17 protein-coding genes and 1 pseudogene are annotated in these 25,021 nt (G+C 39.4%); 5 read left to right on the forward strand and 13 right to left on the reverse strand.

The window, feature by feature from the left end:
- Window positions 1-54: 54 nt before the first annotated feature.
- From V7L20_RS20365 to V7L20_RS20425, 13 genes and pseudogenes are all read right to left on the reverse strand, one after another.
- Window positions 55-244 (reverse strand): annotated as a pseudogene (locus V7L20_RS20365) (ISAzo13 family transposase); the annotation flags it as partial.
- 105 nt (window positions 245-349) lie between these two features.
- On the reverse strand, window positions 350-3,244 hold the full coding sequence (locus V7L20_RS20370; RefSeq protein WP_334745831.1) for a CHAT domain-containing protein: 2,895 nt from the start codon (window positions 3,242-3,244) through the stop codon (window positions 350-352).
- A 215-nt stretch (window positions 3,245-3,459) separates the two neighbouring features.
- Entirely contained in the window at window positions 3,460-7,299 is a 3,840-nt protein-coding gene (locus V7L20_RS20375; protein ID WP_334745832.1) for a two-partner secretion domain-containing protein, read from the reverse strand.
- A 73-nt stretch (window positions 7,300-7,372) separates the two neighbouring features.
- Window positions 7,373-8,200, reverse strand: a complete 828-nt coding sequence (locus V7L20_RS20380; protein WP_334745833.1) for a DUF928 domain-containing protein — start codon at window positions 8,198-8,200, stop codon at window positions 7,373-7,375.
- Window positions 8,201-8,231: 31 nt separating this feature from the next.
- On the reverse strand, window positions 8,232-10,544 hold the full coding sequence (locus tag V7L20_RS20385; RefSeq protein ID WP_334745834.1) for a CHASE2 domain-containing protein: 2,313 nt from the start codon (window positions 10,542-10,544) through the stop codon (window positions 8,232-8,234).
- 362 nt (window positions 10,545-10,906) lie between these two features.
- Window positions 10,907-12,187 carry a DUF1822 family protein gene (locus tag V7L20_RS20390; protein ID WP_334745835.1) on the reverse strand — a complete coding sequence of 427 codons (1,281 nt, stop codon included), beginning with the start codon at window positions 12,185-12,187 and terminating at the stop codon, window positions 10,907-10,909.
- Between the two features lie 22 nt (window positions 12,188-12,209).
- The gene (locus tag V7L20_RS20395) at window positions 12,210-13,856 is read right to left on the reverse strand and encodes a sigma-70 family RNA polymerase sigma factor (protein WP_334745836.1); all 1,647 of its coding nucleotides are present in this window, start codon (window positions 13,854-13,856) and stop codon (window positions 12,210-12,212) included.
- A gap of 589 nt (window positions 13,857-14,445) precedes the next feature.
- Window positions 14,446-16,482, reverse strand: a complete 2,037-nt coding sequence (locus tag V7L20_RS20400; protein ID WP_334745837.1) for an ATP-binding protein — start codon at window positions 16,480-16,482, stop codon at window positions 14,446-14,448.
- A gap of 207 nt (window positions 16,483-16,689) precedes the next feature.
- The gene (locus V7L20_RS20405; protein WP_334745838.1) at window positions 16,690-17,682 is read right to left on the reverse strand and encodes a Pvc16 family protein; all 993 of its coding nucleotides are present in this window, start codon (window positions 17,680-17,682) and stop codon (window positions 16,690-16,692) included.
- A gap of 85 nt (window positions 17,683-17,767) precedes the next feature.
- A complete protein-coding gene (locus V7L20_RS20410) occupies window positions 17,768-18,256 on the reverse strand; it encodes a phage tail protein (RefSeq protein ID WP_334745839.1) in 489 nt (162 codons plus the stop codon).
- Window positions 18,257-18,375: 119 nt separating this feature from the next.
- Window positions 18,376-18,834, reverse strand: a complete 459-nt coding sequence (locus V7L20_RS20415) for a phage tail protein (RefSeq protein ID WP_334745840.1) — start codon at window positions 18,832-18,834, stop codon at window positions 18,376-18,378.
- Window positions 18,835-18,886: 52 nt separating this feature from the next.
- On the reverse strand, window positions 18,887-20,593 hold the full coding sequence (locus V7L20_RS20420) for a phage tail sheath family protein (RefSeq protein WP_334745841.1): 1,707 nt from the start codon (window positions 20,591-20,593) through the stop codon (window positions 18,887-18,889).
- A gap of 45 nt (window positions 20,594-20,638) precedes the next feature.
- Window positions 20,639-21,484: a beta-sandwich domain-containing protein gene (locus V7L20_RS20425; RefSeq protein ID WP_334745842.1), complete on the reverse strand. Its 846-nt coding sequence runs from the start codon at window positions 21,482-21,484 to the stop codon at window positions 20,639-20,641.
- Window positions 21,485-21,990: 506 nt separating this feature from the next.
- Here V7L20_RS20425 and V7L20_RS20430 point away from each other — a divergent pair.
- The 5 genes from V7L20_RS20430 to V7L20_RS20450 all read left to right on the forward strand — a co-directional run bounded on the left by V7L20_RS20430 (window position 21,991) and on the right by V7L20_RS20450 (window position 24,957).
- Window positions 21,991-23,109 carry a hypothetical protein gene (locus V7L20_RS20430; protein ID WP_334745843.1) on the forward strand — a complete coding sequence of 373 codons (1,119 nt, stop codon included), beginning with the start codon at window positions 21,991-21,993 and terminating at the stop codon, window positions 23,107-23,109.
- A 167-nt stretch (window positions 23,110-23,276) separates the two neighbouring features.
- Window positions 23,277-23,471, forward strand: a complete 195-nt coding sequence (locus V7L20_RS20435) for a hypothetical protein (protein ID WP_334745844.1) — start codon at window positions 23,277-23,279, stop codon at window positions 23,469-23,471.
- A gap of 1 nt (window position 23,472) precedes the next feature.
- Entirely contained in the window at window positions 23,473-23,988 is a 516-nt protein-coding gene (locus V7L20_RS20440) for a phage tail protein (protein ID WP_334745845.1), read from the forward strand.
- A gap of 21 nt (window positions 23,989-24,009) precedes the next feature.
- Entirely contained in the window at window positions 24,010-24,423 is a 414-nt protein-coding gene (locus V7L20_RS20445) for a hypothetical protein (RefSeq protein WP_334745846.1), read from the forward strand.
- A gap of 33 nt (window positions 24,424-24,456) precedes the next feature.
- Complete coding sequence (locus V7L20_RS20450) at window positions 24,457-24,957, forward strand: CIS tube protein (protein WP_334745847.1); 501 nt, start codon at window positions 24,457-24,459, stop codon at window positions 24,955-24,957.
- Window positions 24,958-25,021 lie beyond the last annotated feature (64 nt).

Raw genomic sequence — 25,021 nt, forward strand, 5'->3', positions numbered from 1 at the left:
CTTATTCTATATACATTTTCGCAGTTTTTGACCCTTTTTTTATCTCTTTGTGAGAAATCCAGGTATTGACATTCCATGCTCTAACTCCTGCATCCCTTTACGAATTGTCCGTCGATTCCATCCTAGTTCTTGTTCTGCAATTGTTGCTCCTCCTCGTCCCCATCCTTTTACTAACTCTGCCATGAATTGTCTTCGGTCACTTCCTTTGAGCTTTTGTGCTGTGCTTAATGTACAACGACCTCAGACTATCACTTAGCTAGATTAACGATTCTGGAGACATAAACCCTACTGCACACTGATTATTCTCTTAGTATTCCTGGCTTTTGGATCATTTTTTCTTTGGAGTACTCTAAAGCCAATTCCCCACTAAAACATAGGGTGCCCAATAAAATGGATGTTCTTTATCCTTCAAAACAACCTCTTGAGCGCGACGTAGGGCTTCTGCTTTACTTAAATTGGCATCTTGTGTTAATTGTCGATAGAATTCACTCATCAGAACGGAGGTAGATTTATCGTCTACTTGCCACAGTGAAGCCAGGGTACTGCGTGCGCCGGAACGCACAGCGACACCAGCGAGTCCCAAAGCAGCACGCTTATCTCCAGTCGCTGTTTCACAAGCACTGAGAACAAGTAATTCAATTGGAGGTGGTACGCGATTGGAGCGCCCTACTACTTGTTCTCTAGTTTGCAGTATTTCACGCAACAGTTTAATATTAATCTTGCGATTCCAAGTAAGAATATATGTATCTTCAACTTTAGAACTGAATTTGCCATGAGTTGCTAAGTGAACCACAGGAAAAGAAACTGAACTGACTTGCTGCTCAATGTTAGTATCAGTAAAAGCTTGGTTGATGAGTTGTTTAGAAGGAATAATAGATTCTATTTGCTGCAATTCGGTAGTGACATTTGATAGGGAACTAAAGCCGAAGCGAGATTCTGTTAATCCGGCGATTAATGCTTCCAATCGTCTCTGTTTTTGTTTGGGTGCTAGCAATTGCAAACCGGGCAAGAGGGCAACGCTGTATTTTTCTATTAAATATTGTTTGCCGTCGTAAAGCGCAGCCATTGGGATATTCCGCAACGAACCATCCATCACAAAGACTAGATTTTTGACATTATTTTGCTCTAAGTCTGCAATGGCAGGTTTGATAATCCAGTTATATACTTTTTGAGAAAGCTCCTCGCGATCGCGAAATGTATAACGTTGTTCTAGTTTTTGTCGCAGTGTTTCTAAAATTTTTTCTACTTCAACTTTGGATTTGTAAGTCGTGTAATGCCGTAATTCTTCAGAATGCGGTAATTTGACAATTATTTCGATGCGGTCTGCTAAGATAATTGAGTAAAAAACTGCTGTGACTGGATTAGCATTGTTCACCACTTCGTCAATCTGCGTTGGCTGGATGGTAATACAACTATCTTGGAAAAAGTTGTCTAATTCAGCCAATTGTAAAGCTTCAATCACATCGCGAGCTTGCTTTAAATTTTTCTGACTGACTTGTTGAGTTACTGCTTTATTAGTCGAGGTTTGGTCTGATTGTAAAAGTAATCTTACCAATTGACGATATACTGGTTCTACTTCATCTCGAAAGTCAAATTGAATGTCGGGATTAAGAGTTACCAAATCACCGCGTAAAGTATGAAGAGTTTCCACTGCTGTGGTATAAGCTGCTACTGCTCTTTCTGAATCTCCTTGTACCGAAAGCAGGCGTCCGAGTTGCCATTCCCACTGATAAGCAATATCCGGTGCATTTACGAGTTGAGCAAGATTTAAAGCTGACTCGGTATATCGCTGCGCGTTTGGCAATTGTTTTTTCATCTCGTAAAATTGAGCCAGATAACCCAGACTATAAGACTCGGCTCGTTGGTCTTTAATGTCTTTGGCTTGTTGCACAGCAGTGTTTAATAGCTCGATAATTTCTTCGGGATTTTGAATTTTAGCTTGTTCCGTGGCTCCTGCTTGGAAATCCTGATTTTGGGTTGGGGAATTGAAAATTTCTCTTGTTATCTGCTTCTGTGCCTTTTCAAGACAAACCAAACTCTGGGCAAAATTTATTCTGGCGTATACTGCGGCTCGACTGGGGGTTAAATTGGAGAGTGCAGATTTAATTGATCCAAGATATTCGCTCGTCGGCTGTTGCCCAAGAAACTGCAATACGCTCAAGCGATTGAGTTGGGCTTGTACAGCAGTAATCGGATAACTTGACTTATTTGCGACTTCGTGATAAAAACTAGATGCTTTTTTAAAGTAATTGGTATCTTCTGTTTGGGCGTAGATGCGTAAGAGCTTGTCGTCAGACATGGCTGTTTGTCCACACCGCGACGGGAGAAAATTATCCTCTTTAGTAGTGCTTTCTTTGATGAGATTTCTCTTGCCCCTTGCGAATGAGGCATTACCTAAACTGAGTAAAGTTGCACTTTCTTCTTGTGGCGATCGCAACTGTTGCGCTACTACCAAACTTTGCTCCAGCATTTTCTGAGACTTTTCTATATCTCCACTAGCTAGGAGCGAATTTCCAAAACTTCGTAATCCAGCTGCTTTTAAAAGCGAGTTTGGCATGGAAAGGAGATTTTTTTCTACCTGCTCAAATATTTTCATTGTGCGGCGGTAAAACCCCAAAGATTGGAAAGCCGTAGCCTGGTTAATTAAAGTACCAGTATTACCAGCGCTATCACCAATTTCAGTATAAATTTTAGCCGCCTTTTGCCATGATTGCAAAGCATTTTCAACTTGTCCCAGTACTAATTGTAAATTGCCTTGAGTGTTGAGAACCAAAGCAAGAATGTGTTTTGCGTTACTAGTACTTAAATTTGCTTGCTTTAATAAATCAAGACTAGTTGTTATTGCCACACTTGCTTGGTTTAAATGTCCCAGTTTTTCCTCAGTTAAAGAAAGGAAATTTAAGGCCAAAGCTTGATTGAGTGCGTCATTTTGGGACTGATAAACCTGTGCAGCCTGCTGAAAATTTTGCGCCGCAAAGGCAAATTGTCCTGATTGGTATAAAGTCTTGCCCTTTTGCATCAGTTGTTCTATGCTTTCAGGCACTTCGGTATAAGATATAGAAGCATTGCTAATTGGCTGACTTGATCGGACGGGAACTTTCTCAATAACTGGGACAACGGAAGCAGCCGATAGCAGATGAACACTAAAGCTGAAAGTCAATCCCAGCAAAGCTAACAGGATAATTTGCCACTTGCCAAATACACCCTTTTTTCTAGCCGTGTCCCAAAAATTAAGTCTTGCCATTCCAATCCTTTCCTAAACAATAGACCTTTTGCAAAATTATTTTGTGGTATGATTAGGGATTTACTTAAAAATGCACATCCAAATTGATGCAGACAACTTTTATCACCTCATTGGTATGTCTGATTCAAATGGAGCGCAAATCTTAAAGCCCATCATTATACCATGAATTATTTTTGCAAGAGGTCTAATCATCATTGCCTGATACCGCGTGTCCATTAATTGGCAATTGGCGGTTGACATCCCAATGATGAGCTTCCTACTTTGTGTAGTGCAACTGTGGAAGGATAAGCTGTGAGTGTCACTTCCCCATTTTGATTAATTATCCACCCCTGCGCTTCCACAATTTGAGTAGGGCGTGAGGAATTATTCTCTCCCTTTATCTCCACAAGAGACTGCGAGTTTCCCTTATCTTTTTCTCCCTCTCTTCCCTTTGGTACAGCAGTGAGTCGCCAATCTTCCCATACCGCATCACTGTTAAGTGTGTTGTTGGGAGAGGGAGGTAAACCACCACTTCCAGTATAAGTGAAGCTACTTTTAGCGGTTCTGGCGCAGATATTATCGTCTACTAAACGGGCGACATCAACCACATCTGTTGTTAAAGAAACTAATCCTTTACTAGGGTCTGTATCAAAGGTATTGATTTGTATATTTCCGCTCAAGTCAGGAGTTGCTCCTTTTGCAGTAATGCTACTTATTAGCGGGAATGATGTTGTTGGAGATTGAAAACCAAAGATTTGAGCTACATTAATCTTAACATTTCCACCTCGAAAGTTTTCCGAATCAGCACGAATATTACTATTTTCATCTTTAACCGCAACAACAAAGGCATTTTTGCCATCGATTGTAATATTACCACCAGTAATATTGTTTCCAGAAGCTTTAGTAGTGATTTCACTATTACGACGCATTAATAATAAATCTCTGGGATTTAGATTTATATTGCCTTGTCCGGCGATGGTGTCGGCTGAAATTTTGCCTCGGTTGTCAAGATCAATCAAATTAGCATTTACCGTTAAATTGCCTGCTGCTCCATTTCCCTGACTGCTGCTAGATAGTTCGGCGCCATTAGTAATAAAAAGCGACCTAGTTGTAACATCAACATCACCTCCATTGCCCACAGCATTTTCTGCTACCCTACTCTCAATCGTACTTGGCCCCTTAGCGCTTGCTCCATCACTAGATACTATATCTTGGGCAATAATATTTATTTTTCCTGCATTCCCATCTCCCTGTGTGCTTGCGCTCAAGTTCGCGCCATTGGTAATAAAAAGCGACCTAGTTGTAACATCAACATTACCTCCATTGCCCACAGCATTTTCTGCTACCCTACTCTCAATCGTACTTGGCAATTCATTAGCGCTTGCTCCATCAATAGATACCATATCTTGGGCAATAATATTTATGTTTCCTGCATTCCCTTCTCCCTCTGTGCCTGCACTCAAAATCGCACCATTTTGCAAAAAAAGTGAGCCTGTATTAATGTTAATATCATTTGCCGCACCTGTTCCTAGAGGTAACACAAGACTATAAGCACCACTTCTGTTATTGTTACTGCTTACACCATCGAATAAAGCGAAATCAGTCGCATTGATATTGACACTACCAGCATTTCCATTACCATTTGTACTAGTAGCCAAGCGGGCACCATCAGTGACTTTCAACGATCTAGCAGTGATATTTACATTACCTCCATTGCTATTTGGTTGAATGGTCGCAACTTCGCTGTAAATGCCTCCTGGAAAACCTTCTTTGCTGACTCCACTTAAATTAACGGCATTAGCGGCGTTAATGGTTACACTGCCAGAATTTCCTTCTCCTAGAGTACTTGCTGCTAAAAAGGAACCATCACTCAGGGTTAAAGAATCCGTTGTAATATCTATATTGCCCCCCTTGCCATTTGCACCTAATTGTACTCTGGTATAAGCTCCTCCCTCAGTTAGAAAAGACACATTATCTCGTGCTTGAATATTAATATTACCGCCGTCTCCCTGTCCATAAGTATCAGCCTGGAACGAGGAACCACTGGCAACTGAGAGTGAGCCTGTGGTAATGCTGATATTACCTGCTTTACCCTCTATTTGCCCTCCTAACAGGGTTTTTAGAGAACTTCCATCTGATAAAGAGACGGCATCGCGGGCATCAATTATTACATTACCTGCATTTCCTTGTTTGCCGTAGCTTTCTGCTGTTAATATGGCTTGGTTGGTAAGCTGAAGCGAACCTGTAGAGATTTTTACTATACCTCCGTTGCCTAATCCTACGCCATAATCTCGTAAACCTACGCTGCTAGCGGCATAACTATTAGTACCATCAAATAGAACCGAATCGGTAGCATCAATTAGTACATTACCTGCGTTGCCTTCACCGAAAGTACCTGCTGTTAAAAATGACCCATCAGTAACCGAAACTGACCTTGCTTGGATTGAAAGGTCATTTCCATTTCCTTGGCCGCCTGGTTGAACTGCGGTATCCGCTTTACTATTATTTGCAAAGGATACAGTATCACGAGCCTGTATTTTTACACTACCTGCATTTCCTTTGGCAATGGTACTGGCACTAAGAAATGAATTATCTGCCACCGTAAGTGAACCCGTGTTGATTTTTATAATCCCGCCATTACCTTCTCCTTTTTCAACTTGGCTCAAGGCAAAGGAATTATTATAAAAATCAACAGTATTAGCAGCATCAATTGTTAAATTGCCAGCATTTCCGGTACCTAAAGTACTAACCTTTAATTGAGAGCCGTTACCAACTAACACAGAATCAGCTTGAATCTGCAAATCTCCACTTTTTCCTACACCTGTAGGTTCTGTAGGTTCTAAAGTAGTCGAGCCAAAACTTCCATCTAGAAAAGAAACTTGTCCGCGAGCATTGATATTGATATTGCCGGCATTACCTGGACGCTGCAAGGAATGATCGCCCAAGGAACGAGTGTAAATTCCAGATCCGCCCTTTACGGACAATAAGTCAGTAGCAATATTAATATCACCAGCATTGCCAATGCCATTCGTTCGAACCTGATTTCTAATTTCGCTTTGCTCTTCTATCCTAATTGCTTCCGTGGCGTTAAGAGTAATATTTCCTGCAATAGCAGTGGCCGATCCCAAATTTGCCTCGATACCACCATTGAGTGAACTGTTTTTAAATAAATCTATGTTGCGTGCGTTGACTGCAATACTACCACCACTCTCATAAGAAACATTCGCGATCGCTCCATTATTCAAAAATACATCACTTCGGAAAAATTCAGGTACTTGAGTAGTAAAAATGTCGCCATTAATAGCAAGATTTATACTTCCTGGAGCAGATAATCCTCCTAATTCGATTCGTCCACCATAAGCATTTAATTGTCCGCCAGTCATCGTCACATTACCACCGATTAGTAATAAGCTTTTACCATCAGGTACTCGCAAACCGTATGTATCAAAACCTGCTAAATGAGGGCCAGCAGGTGCAACTGAGTTATTTTCAATTGCTCCTGTAGGGATTTGGTTGTATAAAAAAGCTGAAGGGTTAATCGTCAGTAACGATGAAGGTGCTTCTGGATTTGTAGCGCTGAAGCTGCCTAGATTACCGAATTGTAAAGCGTTGGCTGTTGTCGCAACGAAAGAACCACGAATATCTAAGCTGCCATTTGGTCCAAATACAATTCCATTGGGATTAAGTAAGAATAAGTTTGCTTTCCCGTTAAGATTAGCACGAATTAAGCCATCAATATTAGAAATTGACTTACCTGTTACTCGTGTCAGGATGTTTTGAATATCTGGTAAATTATTGAAAAAAGCAGTAGTTCCATTGCGAACAGAAAACTCAGAGAAACTGTGAAATAGATTAGCACCTCTTGTCGTTCCACCCTCAATAATTGTGGTGTTGCCATCTAATCTCACAGTAGAATTATTTGGGAGAGTGCCATCCGGCGTAATTTGGGCAGTAGCGCAATTAGCAGAGAATATGATTGCACCAGCCAACTGACAAGTTAGGATTTGGGCGATAAGCGAAGCGCAGCGCGGATAGGCGATCGCAATTTCTAACCCTCTAAAGCACCCAAAACACATATATTTTTTCAAAATTGTATTCCTCTAAAAAAGTAAAAAAGTTTTCGCAGATATCCAATGCCATTTGCCCATGTTAGAGAGTACAACATGGTGCGATCGCTTCAGTAGAAATATCTTCCAACCCCACAGAATCCAACAAATCTTTCCAATCAGTCGCCAAGCTTGTATCTTGGCCTTGGCGGGCGCGAAGTTCTCCTAAAGTAGTTAGAGCATCTTGCCAAATACCTGCTTGAGCATAAAGAGCTACTCGTTGACGTGGGGTTGCTGTCTGTAAGCGACGTGTTAATTCATCTTTTGGGACAATGCGTTGCACTAACCCTTCAACTGCTATATCTTCTGAGCGGCTTTGCGGGTTACAATCAATCAAAAAGTACCAGTGATAATATTGTCCAATTTCCAGGGGTTTCTCTGTTGTCGGAACACTAATCCTAATCACTCCTGGTGTGTTAGATAAAGTAATCAAAATTGGTTCTTTTGTGAGAGAGTTATTTTTTTCATCCAATAAAACAAATTTCACCGAGTTGATATTCTTTGGTAAATAGGGAACGTAAAACCAAAAAGTTGGATGTTTATCTGTGGTTAAGCTTAAAACATATTGTGTGGTATCTGTGCCTGTTGTTGCTTGCTTCTGATTTGCGGTTTTTGATACTAAAGGTACTAAGGCGGTGAGAGGTTTGTTCATAACTGAGCTAACTGGGCAATCACCACGAGTTCCTGCTCCTCTTCTGTCTCTTGGTGCGCCCCGATTTTCTGGTTGTCTATCTAAGATTGGCTGAACAAAATGTATTTTTGTAGTGTTTGATTGCTGAGATTGGGCTGATAATTGCGTAATATTAACTAATAAAAAAGTTGCACTCAAGACTAATGCTTTTATTGGTGAAAGAAAGTTGATTTTAGTCATGATTAAATTTTCAATTATTTACAGTTATTTTTTATGAATAATTTTTCATCTTTTTTACACTGATTCCAGTGATTACTAATCCCAGTGCAGAGGGAAGAAATGGCATCCAACCTCCATATAGCAAGAGAATAAAACAGCAACCATAAAGGATGAGTAATTCAGCACTGATGAGAATAGCAAATTTTAATAGTGACCGACTATATACAGCTAATATTCCGGCTACTAAAGACGTACCGCAAATCCCCAGGATTTCACCCCATGCAGGTAAAACCCACAGCAGGGAACGCTTGTCTAAAACAGCACTTAGAATTTGACTAACCATATCTGCCTGAAGTAGTACCCCTGGAATTTCTTGGTATGGGGTAGTTGCCATACTGTAGGGTGTAAGAAAATAGTCTTTAGCGCCTTGTGAGTCAACGCCAATCAAAACAATTTTATCTTTTACCCAGTTGGGGTTAAATTGATCGTTAAGGATTTGTGCTACATTGACTTGTTTTGCAACCTGCCGCGAAGAGCGATAATTAAGTAGTATTTGATGTCCTTTAGCGTCAAATTGTTGATAACCACCTGTAGGAACATCTATGGGTTTAAAGACTATCTTGCCAAGCTGTAAATAGCCTTCGTCAGTAATATTAAATTGGATGCCTTGTTTAGCTAGATATTGTCGTGCAAGTTGAAAGTTGAGGGAGTAAGGCGACTTGCAATTTGATTGCGGTTCTGGTGTTATAGATAGTAGATTACGACGGATTATCAAATCGCTATCAAAGACAATATCACTAAAACCTATGCGGTTAGGTGGAATTTCCGGTGGTGGTGAAATTCCAACTGCTTGTTGTTTACTACCGCTAACTTGACAGATAGCAATAAAATTGTTGTTTGTTCGCAAATGATTTGCTAAATCTGGATATTGAGAACCTACTGGAAAATCTCGATAAATATCCAAACCAATAGCTCTTGGTTTGTAAAGTGACAATTTTTGTAATAATTCTTGTAGTGTACTGTCTGACAGTGATGATTTTTGTCTTTGTTTTTGAGCCTGAATATCTGCTTCTGTGACAGTAATCACCAAAAGACGTTCATCTGCACCTTCGTCAGGTCGCATCCGCATCATTGAGTCGAAAGCTGACAGTTCCCATTGTTGCATGAAGCCAAGCGATCGCACTCCCGTAATTAAGCTGGCGACCAAAACACTCACTAAAAATGTGGTTTTCAGATTCCGCACTGTCAATTTCGGGAAAGCAGTTATCTTAGTTCCACCAGATAATTCTTGCCAAGTTAGAGTCTCTTCCGCTATATTTTGACAAATCACAGGTAGCCAAGAAGCACCAGGAAATTCCTCTTCCAAACCTTGTAATCTTGAACGTGCATAACGCACTGCTAAATAGAAAGATTGACCCTCAGAAAAAGCTCCCAAGAAATATTTCACAAACTCTTGTGCTATAAAGTCCGGTATTTCTTCTCGCATGACAATAATTTGATTAATTTGCAAATCAATTAACTGTCGCGCTAATCCCAAACCATCACAAGAATTAAAAATAGCTATTTTTAAGCCGCGTGAAATTGCGTGGCTCAACGCATTTTTCAACTCGGTTATCGTTAAACTACTAGTTTGATTTATATGTATCTGACCTCTATCATCTTGGCTCTGACTGTGGCCCGCAAAAAACAGTATATCCCAGCCTTTCTCGTCCCAAAGCCACTTATCTAACTCCTGACGTGAAGGCTCTACTAAAAATATTGTCGATGCATTTGGTAATTGTTCTAAAATATTTCTATCTTGCTGAATATCAATTCCTTGACTATTACCTAAAATTGCCAATATTCTAACTTTATTTGTTTTATGTTTAAGTAATGGTCTGACTCGCTCATATTTAGGAGTACTTACAGCAACTTCGCATAATTGGTAATGCTCGATAAAATTCCACAAATGCCAAGGTAGCCGTTGCAAAAGATAATCGCTGGCTTCAATAATAACTTGAAATTCTTCATCTAAAGCTAATTTTTCTCGCAATTTTTGATCGATTGGGCGAAATAAATCAGAATTTAACCAAGAATTGATTGCTTCATATAACTGTTCTTGAACTTCATTAAAATCTACTTCACTAACATTATTTAAACCTGTCGATTCTACTTCGAGTCCCGAACGGTTCGCGAATCTTTTATAAAGTGCTTGATATATTAATTGAAAGCGTTTATAGAGTTCAGCAATGTTTGGTGCAGGAGGTAAACTAGCTGTAAATTTTATCGGACGAGAGTTATTAGTTTCCCACAATTGTGCAGTTACAGGGAAAAAGCCATCATTTAAGTTACCTTTTTCTAAGCTGATAACAATTAACTTACTCATCTTTAATTATCAGATAACTATAATTTACAGTCAGAATGCATATCGTTTTCATGCATATTATTAAGCATTTTTATGTTAATTCATGACTTGAAAATACTAATTAGCTAATTTCAGGTTTGTTAAAACACTTATAATATCTGTAGGTTATTAAGTTGAGGAACGTAAACGTGTTCGCAAAGCTTCTTTGTTAAAAAAAAGCTAGCGGCTTCCCGTACCACTTTGTGGAAGCAACCTACAAGCAGCGTCTTAAATAAGAGAAGCGTAACCCAACGCCAGTTTAGAGTTCATCTAGGGTTAAACCTTGTGAAATCTAACCTATGCTGTATTGATAATATAAGTAATTACCCAAACTTGATATAATTTCAAATAGAAAAATTTTCTGTCATTCTGAAATCATCAAGAGTTAGTTGGATAGAAAACCTGGTTCCGCTTAAACCTTTAAAACGGTTAAGTTGAATGTAGCAATCCAGGCTTCTCGATTCAATTTGTTGTAGAATATTTCCCGATTCTAAAAGCATAATTTTAAGATTGGGTGGTAAATATTTCTTATTACCAGTGGGATGAACTTGTACGATAATAGCAGTTTTTTTGTCTTCTTCCTGCGAGAGAGCAAGCATCAGTGCTAAAGATTGTCCTCCTAATTGTACACCTAAATCAATTAGCTTGACTCCATTTACACCTGTTCTACTAGTTGCAGAAAAACTTCTGAACTCAAATGCTAAAGTTCCTAGCTGTGAATTTAAAACTTCGTCAATAGGTTGCCATCCTGCTGCAAACAGCTTCTGAAACCATTGATTTAGGTTCACCGGAATCAATGAGGAGTCTACAGAGACGCTATTCATTGATTCTATGCTTGGTGACAAGTATTTCTTAGCGGTGGATACAGTATTTTTTTCTTTACTTGAACGTTGATTATACAGTTGTTGTCGCCACTGTTCGTTGGAAATTAATGCCGCCCATTGAGCAAATGGTATATCCAAATGCACCCTGGGAGAATAAATAGAAGCATCACTTAATGTTTGCAATAAGTTTTGAGCTTCTGCTGCTGACAAAGTTACTTCAGGTGGTACTTCTTCTTGCCAATGCAGTCCCAGTGTAGCAAAAAGTAAGGTGAAATTTTCAGTTAACTGTTCGATAGGTAAAGAATAAGTGCGATCGCTTGAATTATATTTGCCTTGGTTTTTCAATTGACGATGGGTAGCAAACCCACATACTCGTATCCAAGAATCATCATCATCGCCATCCAAATTGACCTGCACTGATATATAATAGTCAGCCGCCCAACTACTAATATCTACCCATTCTTGCGGTACGCACAATTCTTCTATATCTATTATTTCAGTTGGCACTAATACTATCTTGGTTTCACCCACCTTAATTGCTGTGCCATTTACTATCTCTAAGATCGTAGGTAAATTTTCTTCACTAGGAAATACCTCTGCGCGTAACGTGGATTCTTGTAAGGACAATTGAAACCAAGTGATTAAGCGGCTCAAGCAGATGCGATTAAGATAAGCATTGTAAATTGCGATCGCATTTGAGTTATGTTGAGAAAGCTGCCATATTTTTTTTTGTTCGGCTGTCTCTACCTGCAACCAAATATGCTTATTATCAATATTTACGAAATCTGATAAACTTAACATAATCTTCTCCTCCGTGATAAAGTTAATACAATTGATTTTGAATATATCTTTCTACTAGAAAAATTTTTTCTTCTAGTTTTAATTCATTCTTTCCTAATTTAGCTTCGTTTTTAAACACTAATTCGGTGAAATATTTGTAATAATTAATCAACCATTTTTCTAAATATTCTTTAATCCAAATATTTATTTCCTGTATCAATTTTTCTTGTAAGTGATTTCTTGTTTTAGTAAGTATTGTAGATATTTCATTCAAGCTAATATCTAATTGAGAAGCAATTTTTACTTCATCCATTCCCTCTCCATAATAAAGTTGTAAAATCTTGCGTTCTTCGTTTACTAACTTCTTGATGGCTGACACCAAAGCTGCTTGAATCAAATCTGAATGTACGGGTGCATGATACTCACTTTCTAACCATCGTCTTACATACTGTTTAACCCATTGTTGTGGTTGGGAAATTCTTGCTATAGCTTCTAATAATTTGATTGTAGATTTAGTTAGATAACGAGAGATTGTACTTTGATTCATTCCCAATCTATCTGCTAGCTGTTTTTGATTGAGTCCAAATCCATAATAGAGAAGTAAAATTTTCCGTTCATCCAGTTTCATGGATTGAAGTTGCTCAGATAAAATTGAATTAGCTTGATTCGCCAAAAATCCTTGTTCGCTTGTATTCTCAGTGCTTGATATCTTTTCCCATTCAATTTCTGGAACTTGTAATTCTGATTTAATTTCAAATCCATCTAATTGCAAAGCATCAAGTGAAAATTTCGGTAGAATTGACATCGGATAACTTTCTAAAGCTTTAATACAAATCTCCATCCAATCTTGAATTTGTTTTGCAGTCACCTTAGTAAAGTTAGCAAATACCTCATGGGGTGCAGTTGGTAATATCTTTTCTGCATTATAACATTGAGCAGATTTTGAAAAATCTTTTTCGTCAGGAGCTATCCATTTTTTACCTGTAATTCTAGTTGGATTTTTAATCTTATTAATTAAATAAACTTGCTTAAAATATTTTCTAGCAAAAATAATTAATGAAATTTCTGGTTCGATGATTCCGAATACTTTTAGTGCTTCTATAAGTTCTTTATCACTTTTTTTGTATAACAATCTCCACCGCGAGAATCTATTAACTTCTGCTGAATATTTAATATGGTTTGTTAATGTATTAGTTATATATGTATCTATATTTGCACTTTGAGAATCATATTTAACTAAAATCTCTTTCAATTTTATTGGATTGTAAACTAGTAATCTAGCAATACATAGATATTCTTCCCAAGAATTTGCATTACGCTCTTTACATAAGTCTTTAGCAGCCCAATAGCATCTTTCTTCAAAGTAACTTGCTAAATGTTCATAGGCAAGTTGTATTTTATTACTTGGCTCCCAATCTGCTATTGATTGTGATTCATCAAATGCTACTTTTCGCCAAAAATTTGCGATATCTATTCCTTTATCCTGGTAACAAAATAAATTAGAAAACTCCTGATGCTTTTCTTCATATAACTTCAAATTACGTTGTAAAGAAGGTTGATGTTTCCATTGCAACGCTAATTGATTATTTTGGTTAGTAAGCATAATATAGGTAGAAAATTTATTAAGATTATCCCTCCGTTTGGGTAGTACAGGAATACTATTATAAATTTTGGTAAAATTAAGCACCATTATTTTTCCCCTAGTGGACAACAAAATGAGGTTTACAATAATATATGCAAGGGGAGCAACACGATTTAGTGATGTGCTAAAACTAAGAACGGAAATAGTCTATTTCGGAATGCGATTACCTCCGTTACGCTACGCGTAGCTACCGTCAGCATCGCAACAAAAAAATCTGGTTTTATTGATAATTTACCGATGTAATTGATAATTTCACTCCAATTTCATCAAATCGCGTTGCTCCCAGCAATATACAAGTATCAAATACGCTGCATTGTTTTGTGTGATTTTAGCTTTACTGAACTTATTGGGAGCAAAGCAAGTTAATTATGCAGGCTGTAGGCATTATAAAAACTTGAGAGTAAAAATTGGTTAAAATGCTTATACTTTTACCTTGTCACCATAGAATATTTATTTATCAAACAACAAAAAGACTAGTTTTAGCAAGCTAGGAAAAATAAATAATCTCAAACCTTACGCAACTGACAGACAGTTGGAGTATAATAAATAAGTAGTATTAAATACGTATAAAAAGGACTACAACTGGTACGGTGTTTAATACCGGGTTTTGTTCTCAGTAAGTTTTTGCGACACAACCTTAAATCCAGCCAGAAACTTCTACACTCGTTAATGATTTTCCTATTTTTTCATACTCTGTTTGAGTTGCTCTAAGAATATGCTTCATTTGGACAGGCTCTTCTGCATCAGCGGCCATAAAGGCTGAATTGAGGGCAATGATGCGGATATTACCACCAGGAGCGTTAAGTTGAGCCAGTTTTTCAAAGTTTAAGCCTTCAGTTGGGGTATCAAGTGGAAAAATTTGTCGCCAAATTTCAGCTCGATGGGCGGCATCTGGGAGAGAAAATTGAGTCACGAACCGAAGTCTCCGCATGAATGCAGGGTCTAAATTACTCTGTAAATTCGTTGTTAAAATAGCCATTCCTGGATAGGATTCCATTCGCTGAAGTAAATAACTGACTTCTAGATTGGCATTGCGATCTTTAGAATCTTTAACTTCACTGCGTTTACCAAAAATAGAGTCTGCCTCATCAAAAAGCAAAATTACACCCCCGCTCTCAGCCGCATTAAAAATCTGCTGTAGATTTTTCTCGGTTTCACCAATGTACTTACTGACAACAGCAGAAAGTTCAATTTTATAGAGATCGAGGTTCAGCTCATTGGCAAGAACACCTGCTGCCAGAGTTTTTCCGGTTCCGCTAGGCCCAGAAAATAACGCTGTAATACCCAGTCCGCGTCTATTTTTAGATCCAAATCCCCACTTTTCGTATACTTTGGCCTTCTGTCGGACATGAGCCGAAATTTCCTTGAGGATTCCTTTTTGAAGGGGCGGCAATACCAAATCTTCCCAGGACAATTTAGACTCAATTCGCTCTGCAAGCTCATCTAATCCAGGACGAGCTTGGACGCGGCAGCTTTGCCATAGAGCTTGTTTTAGGGAAGGAGCGGAGGGCATTGTTAACTGCCCAACAGCTGCCTCACAAGCTCGACGAATCGTAGAGGTACTAACTTGAAACTGAGAAGTAAGTTCTTGCAAATCTTGCATTAAATGTTCGGACTCTGGGATAAGCTTTCCTTGCCCATTGAGTTGAGTTTTTAGTTCAGCGACAGAGGTTTTCCAAATCATTAACTGCTCTTGAGGCAGGGGTTTAGGAACATCAAAGCGAATCATCTGACGCTTTATGCCTTGAAGTGGAGAAAGTGTCGTAACGATCGCAAAACATTGTAGTTCCTCAAGCAGCTGATGGAGAGAAGCGAGTTGTAGCTTGTCAGAGCGATCAATATCGTCACAAACCAGAAGCAGCGCTCTACACTCCAAAATACATTCTCTTTCCAGTCGGCGGATAAAAGTCTCTAATTCACTGGGTTTGATAGGGATACGATGGCAGTTCAAAAGACTTACTTGTAGATTAAAATGCTGACAGACAACTTGAGCAATGTCGATTTTATCCTCCATTTCTGAACCACATAGCTGAATCAGAGGCGGAGAATTCTGCAATGAATTCAATTCCCAGAGAGCCTTTATACTATCTGCCAAGCATTGATGAGAAGGAATCAGTTGTTGTGTGTAGGATGATAGCTCAGTAATTTCTGTCAGGAACGGATCTGTTGTTTTCACACCTATAAGATAATGAAGAATTCTCTCATCTATATGAAGAGATGTGTTGGTCAGGGTACTACCTGAGCCGAAGTTGAGTAGTTTCCAATAGCGAAGTTTTCCATCTGGTGCCAAAGCGCTCCAATGGGCATTAGGCAGTGCGCTAAGAGCTAAACCAAATGTTGGATGATATTGACTATTGTCCTTGTAGGCTTCAACACATAACTCTGAAAAACGCGGATCGATTTCAATAGCTGTACAAAATACTAATATAGAGCGCTCAAATTCTGAAAGCTCAAACCTTTGACAAAGTTGTTTTAAAGCTGGAGGCTGCGACATCACTGCTTCCAACTTCATAAGCTCAGATAAATCTTGATTCTGGCTAGTAAGCTTTACTTCAGAATTATTTTCAAGCTGATTAATATAGTTCTGAAGAATTGTGTGAAGCTGGTTAATGACTGCGATGAAATAATTTCGATTATATTCATACCAATTTTCAGAATCATTTGAGGTATACATATAAAATAAACCTTTAAGTTTAAAAAATATATAGGTTTCTATAAATACTAAATTACATTTTATAAACTCAATAGTTTTGACTATATTTATTTGTATAAATAAACGAAAATTTACTATTATAATTAAGAGAATATTTATTTAGCAAAATTACCTGCCAAAACTAATTTGTGTAGACGCACATATTAATCTTTAAAAGCCATAACAGCGCTATCGTTTGTTTTTGGTTGGATGTAAAATGAAAGTCAGCTCATTCGACATTACCTCTAATTCTTTATAGTTTTGGTACTTATATAGTTGTTGATGAACAACTTGAACCTTTTGAACCCCAGCATGTAGATTTTGAGGCAGTTTAAACAAAATTCTGTTGTCTTCAACAATTTGTGGTTCTGATAAATTTTCTCCTCCATTCAGACGCAGCAGAGTTATATCCGCACTCAGATTTTTGCCATAAATGATTAGGGTGCTCCCCGCGACAATCTCGCTATTTGTAGGCGATGCAACAATTTTCTCAATTTGCGGCTGATTCAATGCCCCTTTACTAGAACCTGGAGCAAGTGAGGATTTCTTAGATCCAATGAACATCATTGATACTTCGTAGGCAATTGAGGGTCGATAAGAGCCTTGTAAGAGCGACCACAATCTGGACATTTGCTCTGTATCGAATAAGTTTGGTGCAATCTTTACTTGGTCTAACTGTTCGGTCAAAGCTTCAACAGAAGTCGATTCAATCACTTGTGCCAAAAGACCAGAACGATTGATAGTTGCGACATGATTTAGCGCTGCTCGAATCGCGGCGTTGGATAAAACCGGAGTTTGATGCATTAGCTGCATGACATAACCCAACAAGATTTCCGTCTGAAAGTCTTTGTTTCCGTAAGCGGTCAATACATAATGAAGATTGATGGCTAAGGGGAGAATTGCACCTTCTTCTGTACTGGCTTGATGAAGGGCTGGTTGGTAGCGTAGCTTGCCGCCTTTGGCATCGCGCTCACCCATATCTGCATTACGATTTTGCGAAACCTGGTAGAGAAATAGATTTAGCTGAGGTTGACCATCAACTCCAATAGAAATCTGATCTGGGGGAAGTGTGGTTACTAGGACATTTCCCATACTCGCTAGTGCTGCATTCTGAACCAAACCGTCTTCTATCAAGTTTTTGAATACAGCTGTCATCGCTGCGATCGCTAATCCATTATTCATAAGCTTTCAACTGATGAAATATCTTTTCTAATGGACATCTAATATCTAAGAAGAAACTTAGAATTAGTAAACCACGAAATAGCTGCTAGATTTTTACACGCTTGAACCCTTCGTAGGCTACTTCTACTTCTTCAATCTCTAGCTGTTGACTATCTGATTTGACATCCGAAAATTTGTATCTGGTAGGCCAAGCTGCTGTAAGTTCAAATCTTGCCTGAGGTTTTCCATCATCATAGATCGTTATAAGAGCATTTTTTCTCTGTTTAGCCCAGTTGCCATCCTGAGTCAACTCAAACCAGTTCCATAGAGCCATCGAACTTGTCATTCCTCGAAGTAGTGTTAAATTCCCGCTTTTAGCATTACCTGGAAGTTTCGTTTGCACAACCTGTCCTTTTTTTGCCTTGCCCCATCGACCTGAAGTAACTTCACTAAACTCAATTACATCTTGTGAATAGTTAAATCCTTGACATTCTAAAAAAATTGCATCTATCAAGTCGCTTGAACCATCTAGCTTTAAACCTACAGAGAAGTTAGCTCCAGTAAAAAAAATTGGATCTTTAGAGAACTTTGCCATAATCTATTTCGTCGAACCAAAATATCTTAATTGCCGAATCAAACAGGATTAAAAGAAAAGGTTTGCCCTCTTTTTATAGAGGGCTAGTGATTTTTGCGTGAGAGCAATGCAAATATCAGCTATTTTTCACGCTTGATCTCTTGAGCAACTAACTCTATCGTTTCAGTAACTATTTCTGCTCCGCCAGCCTTCATTGAAGAGACTGTATACTTGCAGGGAAAGCATTGCTTAATCTGCCATTCCATAACTGGTTTGCCGTCTGAATACCCAGTAATTTTTGCATCTTCAAGTTGAGCGTTATACTCAGGAGCCTCCTTGCCAAAAGGGTTAACTTTTGAAAACCATTCATAGGCACTCTTATCTTTACATCCAGCCAAAACAATCGTTGGGTTGACCGATTTGACCGGTCCCGGCTTTGATTGCCTTACTTTAACCCCATCTTTCCCAGTTCCAGCGACCTGATCGGTGGTAGTAGCCTCCATCCCCATATTACTGAACTCTTGGACTGGTAAGTCCTTGACCTTGGACCCTGCAGTAAAGTAAAAATCCGAACAGGTGATGAGTTTATTCTCTGGCATGATTTTTTCTCCTAGTTATTTCGTTCAATGAGCAGTTGACTTGAGAGGATTGTTAGCTTTGTTCTGTTTCCATAGCATTCCACTGGCTGATGCGGAAGACCACAAATTCAGCCGGACGTACAGGGCATACACCAACATCGATATATAAACGCCCCAAGGTCATTGTTTCAGGTGTATTATTTTCGGCATCACATTTGACATAAAACGCTTGGCTTGGGGTTGCCCCAAATAATGCACCTTCGCGCCATATCCGCTCTAAAAAGTTACTAACAGTATATTTAACCTGTGTCCACAACTCTTCGTCATTCGGCTCAAAGACAGCCCACTGAGTTCCCGCTTCGATTGAGCGTTCAATATAGCTGATGAGCCTTCTGACACTGATATAGCGCCATTCGGTTTTATCTGGTTCAACCAGGGTTCTAGCACCCCAAATCCGAATTCCTCGGTTAGGAAATTTACGAATGCAGTTGATACCTAGCGGGTTAAGGAGTTCTTGCTCTCTAAAGTTGACATCGTATGCTAAACCAGTAATTCCTCTGGGGACTTCATTCGCAGGAGCTTTATAAACACCCCGCGATTCATCGGTTCGACCCCATACACCCATCATGTGTCCAGAAGGAGGAACAAGAATTGGTCGCCCTGCATTTCGAGGATTGGGTACTTTAACCCACGGATAATAAAGAGCGCCAAACATAGAACGACGACCAAACTCATCTAACCAATCAACGACATCTTGAGGTTTAGTGCGATCGGGGGGAGGGTCTAACACAACCATGCGATTTGTTGGCCCTGGCATATCGCCGCTTGTAGAACCTTCAGACATGCTAATCATGGTCTCCATCACACCATGAACTTGTTCAAGGTCTAAAATTTGAGCTTCATAGGCTCGCATTAAATCCGGAAAACATATCATTGTAATCTCGTCGACTTCAAAGATGCCGAGAACGCCAGTTCGTTCGCTGCGATCGCCTTCTATTTCATTAGCAAATTTCTCAGGTGTAGAATTTGGTGCTGGAGGCAGTAGTTCGTATTCGCCATTCAAAGGTCGTCGAGCTATAGGCATTCCAGGTTTAGCAATGTCTTGAATCGAAACATACTTAGAGTTTTTCAGAGCCTCAACAACGTAGGTTGCAGCTTGCGTTTGGGGTTTTGGATCCATACTCAAGTGATTATATTCCTCAAGCACTTGCTCGTCTCGGCACACTTTTAAAGAGAAGAACTGACCTGAATTACGAGGTATGATTACCTGCGATTCACCCTCAATCTCGTCGCTCGCTCCATCAATATCCTTAGCAGGAGGCAACGCCAGAGGTTTTCCATCCTGAATTTTGATATTAATTGGGCCGTTATCGAATTCTTCCGGCCGGATGAATAAATTTAAACTTGGGCGATTACCGCGTCTTGGGATCTCTAAGGGAGGTGCTTGCCGTTTTGCATTTTCTTTCCCAAGACCGGGGAGTTGCGTTCCAATACTTGTAATCCAACAACGTCCGCCTCCATTCAGGAAATATCCTCGAACCGAGAAAGGTAAATAAGCATCGAAGTCTGTGAACCCGTTAGAGTTGGGCCTAGCAAAGTATTCCAGAAACTGAGTCCAACTTGTAACCAGCATGGGTTTAAAGAGTTCAGCCCCGCCTCGTATATCTTCAGTAAAACCGATAAATCCGGCGACCGAAGTACTAACGCCCTCAATCGGACGACTGCCGCGATCAACTTCTTCAACATAAACGCCTGGTGCAAAGTAGTCTAGTCTAGCCATGTTAAGTGTTCCTTGATTTGTTGGATAATTGATTGATATAGAAATTTAGTAGGCGGGCATAAGTAATATCTCTTTGGGGATACATGGCTCTCCGTCTACAAAAACTTTGTATGTTTGAAACTTATAGCCAGATCGTTTCAGGTGTAAAATGTAGTTTCCAGAGGTCAAATTCTCAAAGATAAAATACCCTTCATCGTTGCTAGTTACTGCTTTTTCTGTTCCTTGAAGCATGATTCTGACTCGTTTTAATGGCTTTGAGTTCAGAGTATTTTTGACAATGCCAGCAATGGCAAATCGCTGAGTTATAACTCCGCTTTTGCTGATAGCTGGAATTGAATTTTTAACTCCAAAATGTCGTTCAGTAACCAAAGGCACAGTTGTTTTTCTCCATACATTAAAGGGAACAGTTACTGTCAAATAAATAGCAGGTCGTATGGGAATAGAAAGAGAACTCCACAAACTTTCTACATTAATAGGTGGGTCGCTAGTGACTGATAATGATAAGTTGCCGTGACCGCGAAGATCAGGAGTTAGAAACTCCTCTCGCAATATTCGACTACGCATTAACAGCAGTAGAGTCTCAGACAGAAGATGAAGCTCTCCTAATACAGTGCGATCGCGCGCTGTAATTACAATAGAGATATCGAACCAATTAGGCGCTCTACATACTTCTGCAACCTGTCGTGAATCATCAAAATAGCGTTCGACCTGCCTGCCATTATTTGGCATTTTTTTACTGATTCGCACATCATACAAATAGAGATTAAGTGATAGCTCTCTATTACTATTTTCTAAACTTGCAGGGTGACTAAAGTTTATTTGCTCAGAGCTAGTGAGAAGAGATCCGTTAGTCAACATTTCAGCAAGAGTTTGAAGAATCGAATTCAGCATAAGCAGATATCTAATTCGTTTCTATATACTCAAATTAAACGATTTACTGGCTAATGCAATCAGACTTATGTACGAATTGAAATAGACCTCTTGCAGAATTATTTTATGGTAAAACTCCAGTTAGCACCGAATTTCAATTACTGTACCGTGTATGCTGTGCTTTTTTTACAATTCTTTATAAGCAAGCTTTTTGAGACTTAACGGCAAAAGTCAGGTTCTGTTTATGTGAATAAATCAGAATCAGACTTCTGTCTGATCTCTTCTGCTTTAAACTTCCCTTATATAGAGTTATATAGTCTAGAAATAAATAGTTGCTTAAAAGTATGGCTGTTTTCTGCGTTTCTCCCTCTGCCCCAATTTTAGATTATTTTCTTTTAACGTTGTCCTAATTGGATAGGCATTTAGAAGAGTGCGAAAACAACCAATATTTTCTAGACTTAGCGTCTAAAAAATAAATGTTTATTGATGTCTTGACTTATACCTCAATGATTATGAGACAGTTTTTTATGCAGAATCCATCCAACCATCTTGACCCCTCAGAGCAAAAGTTACCGGAGGCACTCGAACAGGTAAAAATGAGCGATCGCAGCATATCACCCCAGCCTGAATGGATCGGGACTGACTCAGTTAAAACTCCATTGGTCAGACCTTCTCAGATTGCAATAAATACCGACATCAACCCAGAAGCATTGTCAGGACAAATTTCTGAAAATGTGACGATTGTGCAAGTCGCAAGTCCTTTTCCAAAAGCAGAAGCAGGAAATGACAAGACCATTTTGCAAAGACTATCGAACCCAAGCCCCCAGGTCAATCATGTATCTCTCTCACCCCAAAAACCTGGAGTGGTTGAACGGATCGGCTCTTCATCCCAACCTACGCAAACTGTTGAGGCAGTAAGCTTTACGCCAAATCCCATTGCTCAATTTTCCTTAGAGAATGATTCTAAAAATCTTAATGGTGCTGAGGTTGCTGTAGTTCAAAACCATAACAACACCATTGTTCAATATTCAGATTCAGTCATTCAAAACCTAACAGATCGGACTATTGTCCAATACTCGGACTCAGCCATTCATAATCCAGCAGATCGAACGGTTTATCAAGCAATGCGGCCATTGTCTACCGAGCTAGATCAAACGGTTTTTCAATCGCGGATACCACAATCTTCAGTGTTGATGCCTGCTGAGATTGTACCAAAAAATCGGGCGCATGTTCAACTATTCCATCCAAATATTTTTCGGGATATCTTTCGGACATCAGGCTCGTTTACCTCGCGCTTTATAAGTATTACAGGGCAATTTTTTGATTCAATCTGGAGAAAGATTGACTTAAAGCAACTACAATCTCGTTTTTATTTAGGCAGGGAGCAGGCTGTGGTGAAGACTTTAGAACAGCCATCTTCAAGCCGCATCAATCGTTCTACTTATAACATGATGGTTTCAGAAGAACTGCCTAGCTCGGAGCAGTATCAGAAAAAACTGCAGGAGTTAGATTTTTGTCGACTTTCTTTTGCCAAAGAGTTGGCTAGAAATGGTAAATTTCGCAATGCGCGAGCTCTGGCTGAACAAATTTCTGAGACGAGCCACTTTTTTAAGGAAGCCCAGAAGCTGATTCAAACTTGGAAGTAATTTTAAGGAACTGCCTTTTGGGATTTGAAATGCGACGTTAGTCTGTTTTCATGCTTCATTACCCACCTTAATATGGGCTTATCCACTGACTTACGCACATCATAGTGTAGCAGCCGTCTAAGCCTGTCCTTGGAAAGTTAACGCCCATAAATGATTCGGTAATGTCCATGTCCCAAAACTCTAGTCATACAAACTTAACCTACACAGATTTTGAGCATGACCGTCTGGCACAGTCAGCTCAACAATATCTCAATAATCCGGTGCTAATGCATCAATTATGCGATCGCGTTTACGAACGACTCCACGCAGACATCAAAATTCAGAGAGAAAGAATTGGTAACTCTAGTACAGGAAGACAATAAAATGGCTACACAACAATCCAATTCTCACGGTGATAACTACGTCACAACCAACCGATTCTATATAGAAATTGGGAAAAATATAGTTGCTTCATTTTCAGAATGTTCAGGCATCAGTATTGAAGTGGAAAAGGAGGTATATTATGAGGGTGGCGTAAACGAGCAGCAAAGAATTAGTTTAGGACACACTCGTTTTTCAGATATCACACTAAAGCGGGGGACAACTGACGATCATACCTTTTCGCAATGGTTAGGCGAATTATTTGAGCAAAAAACGCAGCGACGCAACGTGACTATTTTGACATACAACCAAGCTGGAGAAATCATGAAGAGCTGGTGCCTGATTGGTGCCATTCCAGTGGGGTGGAAACTCCCAAGTTTAGAAGCTGATGGGAATATGGTTGCAGTTGAAGAATTAACTTTAGCCTTTGAAGGTTTGAAAATTGGCAAGCAGTCTGCTGGTGGTAATGCAGTCTCTAGAGATGCGAAGGGATATTTTGGTGAAAGCGCCTGGAAATGAATATAAGTTGAAAGTTTGATCATGAGTGAGTTTAAACGCCCTATCGAGTCCACGTTAACCCAAGACTTGACCCACCAGCACGAGGGTGAGCTTCCACCGGGGACTTTTGCGCCTCAAAACCTCATACTTGTGGAAGTCCTGACTCCAGCCGTCAATAGTGTTGAGCAAACAGCAGAAGATTTAGAATTGCTTGTGCAGATGATTTGCGATCGCATCAGTTTGCATTTAAACCTTGAAATGGAACGTAACGGCTACCATCAAAGCAATCGCATCTTTTCGCACCAAACGATTGCAACCCAGCAGATTTCCTCAAAATCTGAACAGTCAACAGATGTACTAGAACAGTTGGCTCAGGAAATCGAGCAGCTTTTACACCACCGTTTAATCCATGAGTGCGAGCGACGGGGACGGTTTGTAGGCTGTTTACCCTGGTAATTTTAATGCATTCAAAAGGTAGAGAAAAACGCAATGAAACTTGAAAAAGCAAAGCTGATAGTTCATAGTGACCCCAGCGGACAAGCCAAAGATATTGAGTTCATGTTTAATCCCTCAGAACTTGATTTTACTCGGCGAGTAAATTGGAATAGTGATACAGGCAGTCGGGGAACTACTTTATTGCCAAAGGTTAATTTTTCTGGAGTAGAACCCTATTCGTTTACATTACAGAATTTGTTATTTGATACTTATGAAAAAAAGACATCTGTTCTTAAGGAATATATTAACAACATTAAAAAGGGTGCAACAGCTCGTAACAATACTCTTAGTCGCCCGCCAGTCTATATCTTGACCTGGCATGATAGCTATTTTCACTGCGTTATGACGAGTTTGAACTATCGACTCACCCTTTTTCTGGCTGATGGCACCCCGGTTAAAGCGATCGTTAATATTGGGCTTGAAGAAGTCGATCCTGAAAATCTACCGGGAGGAAATCCACCGACAACAGGAGCCACTGGTAAAACATTTCCTTAAATTTTAAAACCTGCTAAAGGTTATCTCAATTCAAGAATCTATCCCATCTGTCAATATAATTCGT

The organism is Nostoc sp. (assembly GCF_036916735.1).
Classification (GTDB): Bacteria; Cyanobacteriota; Cyanobacteriia; order Cyanobacteriales; family Nostocaceae; genus Nostoc.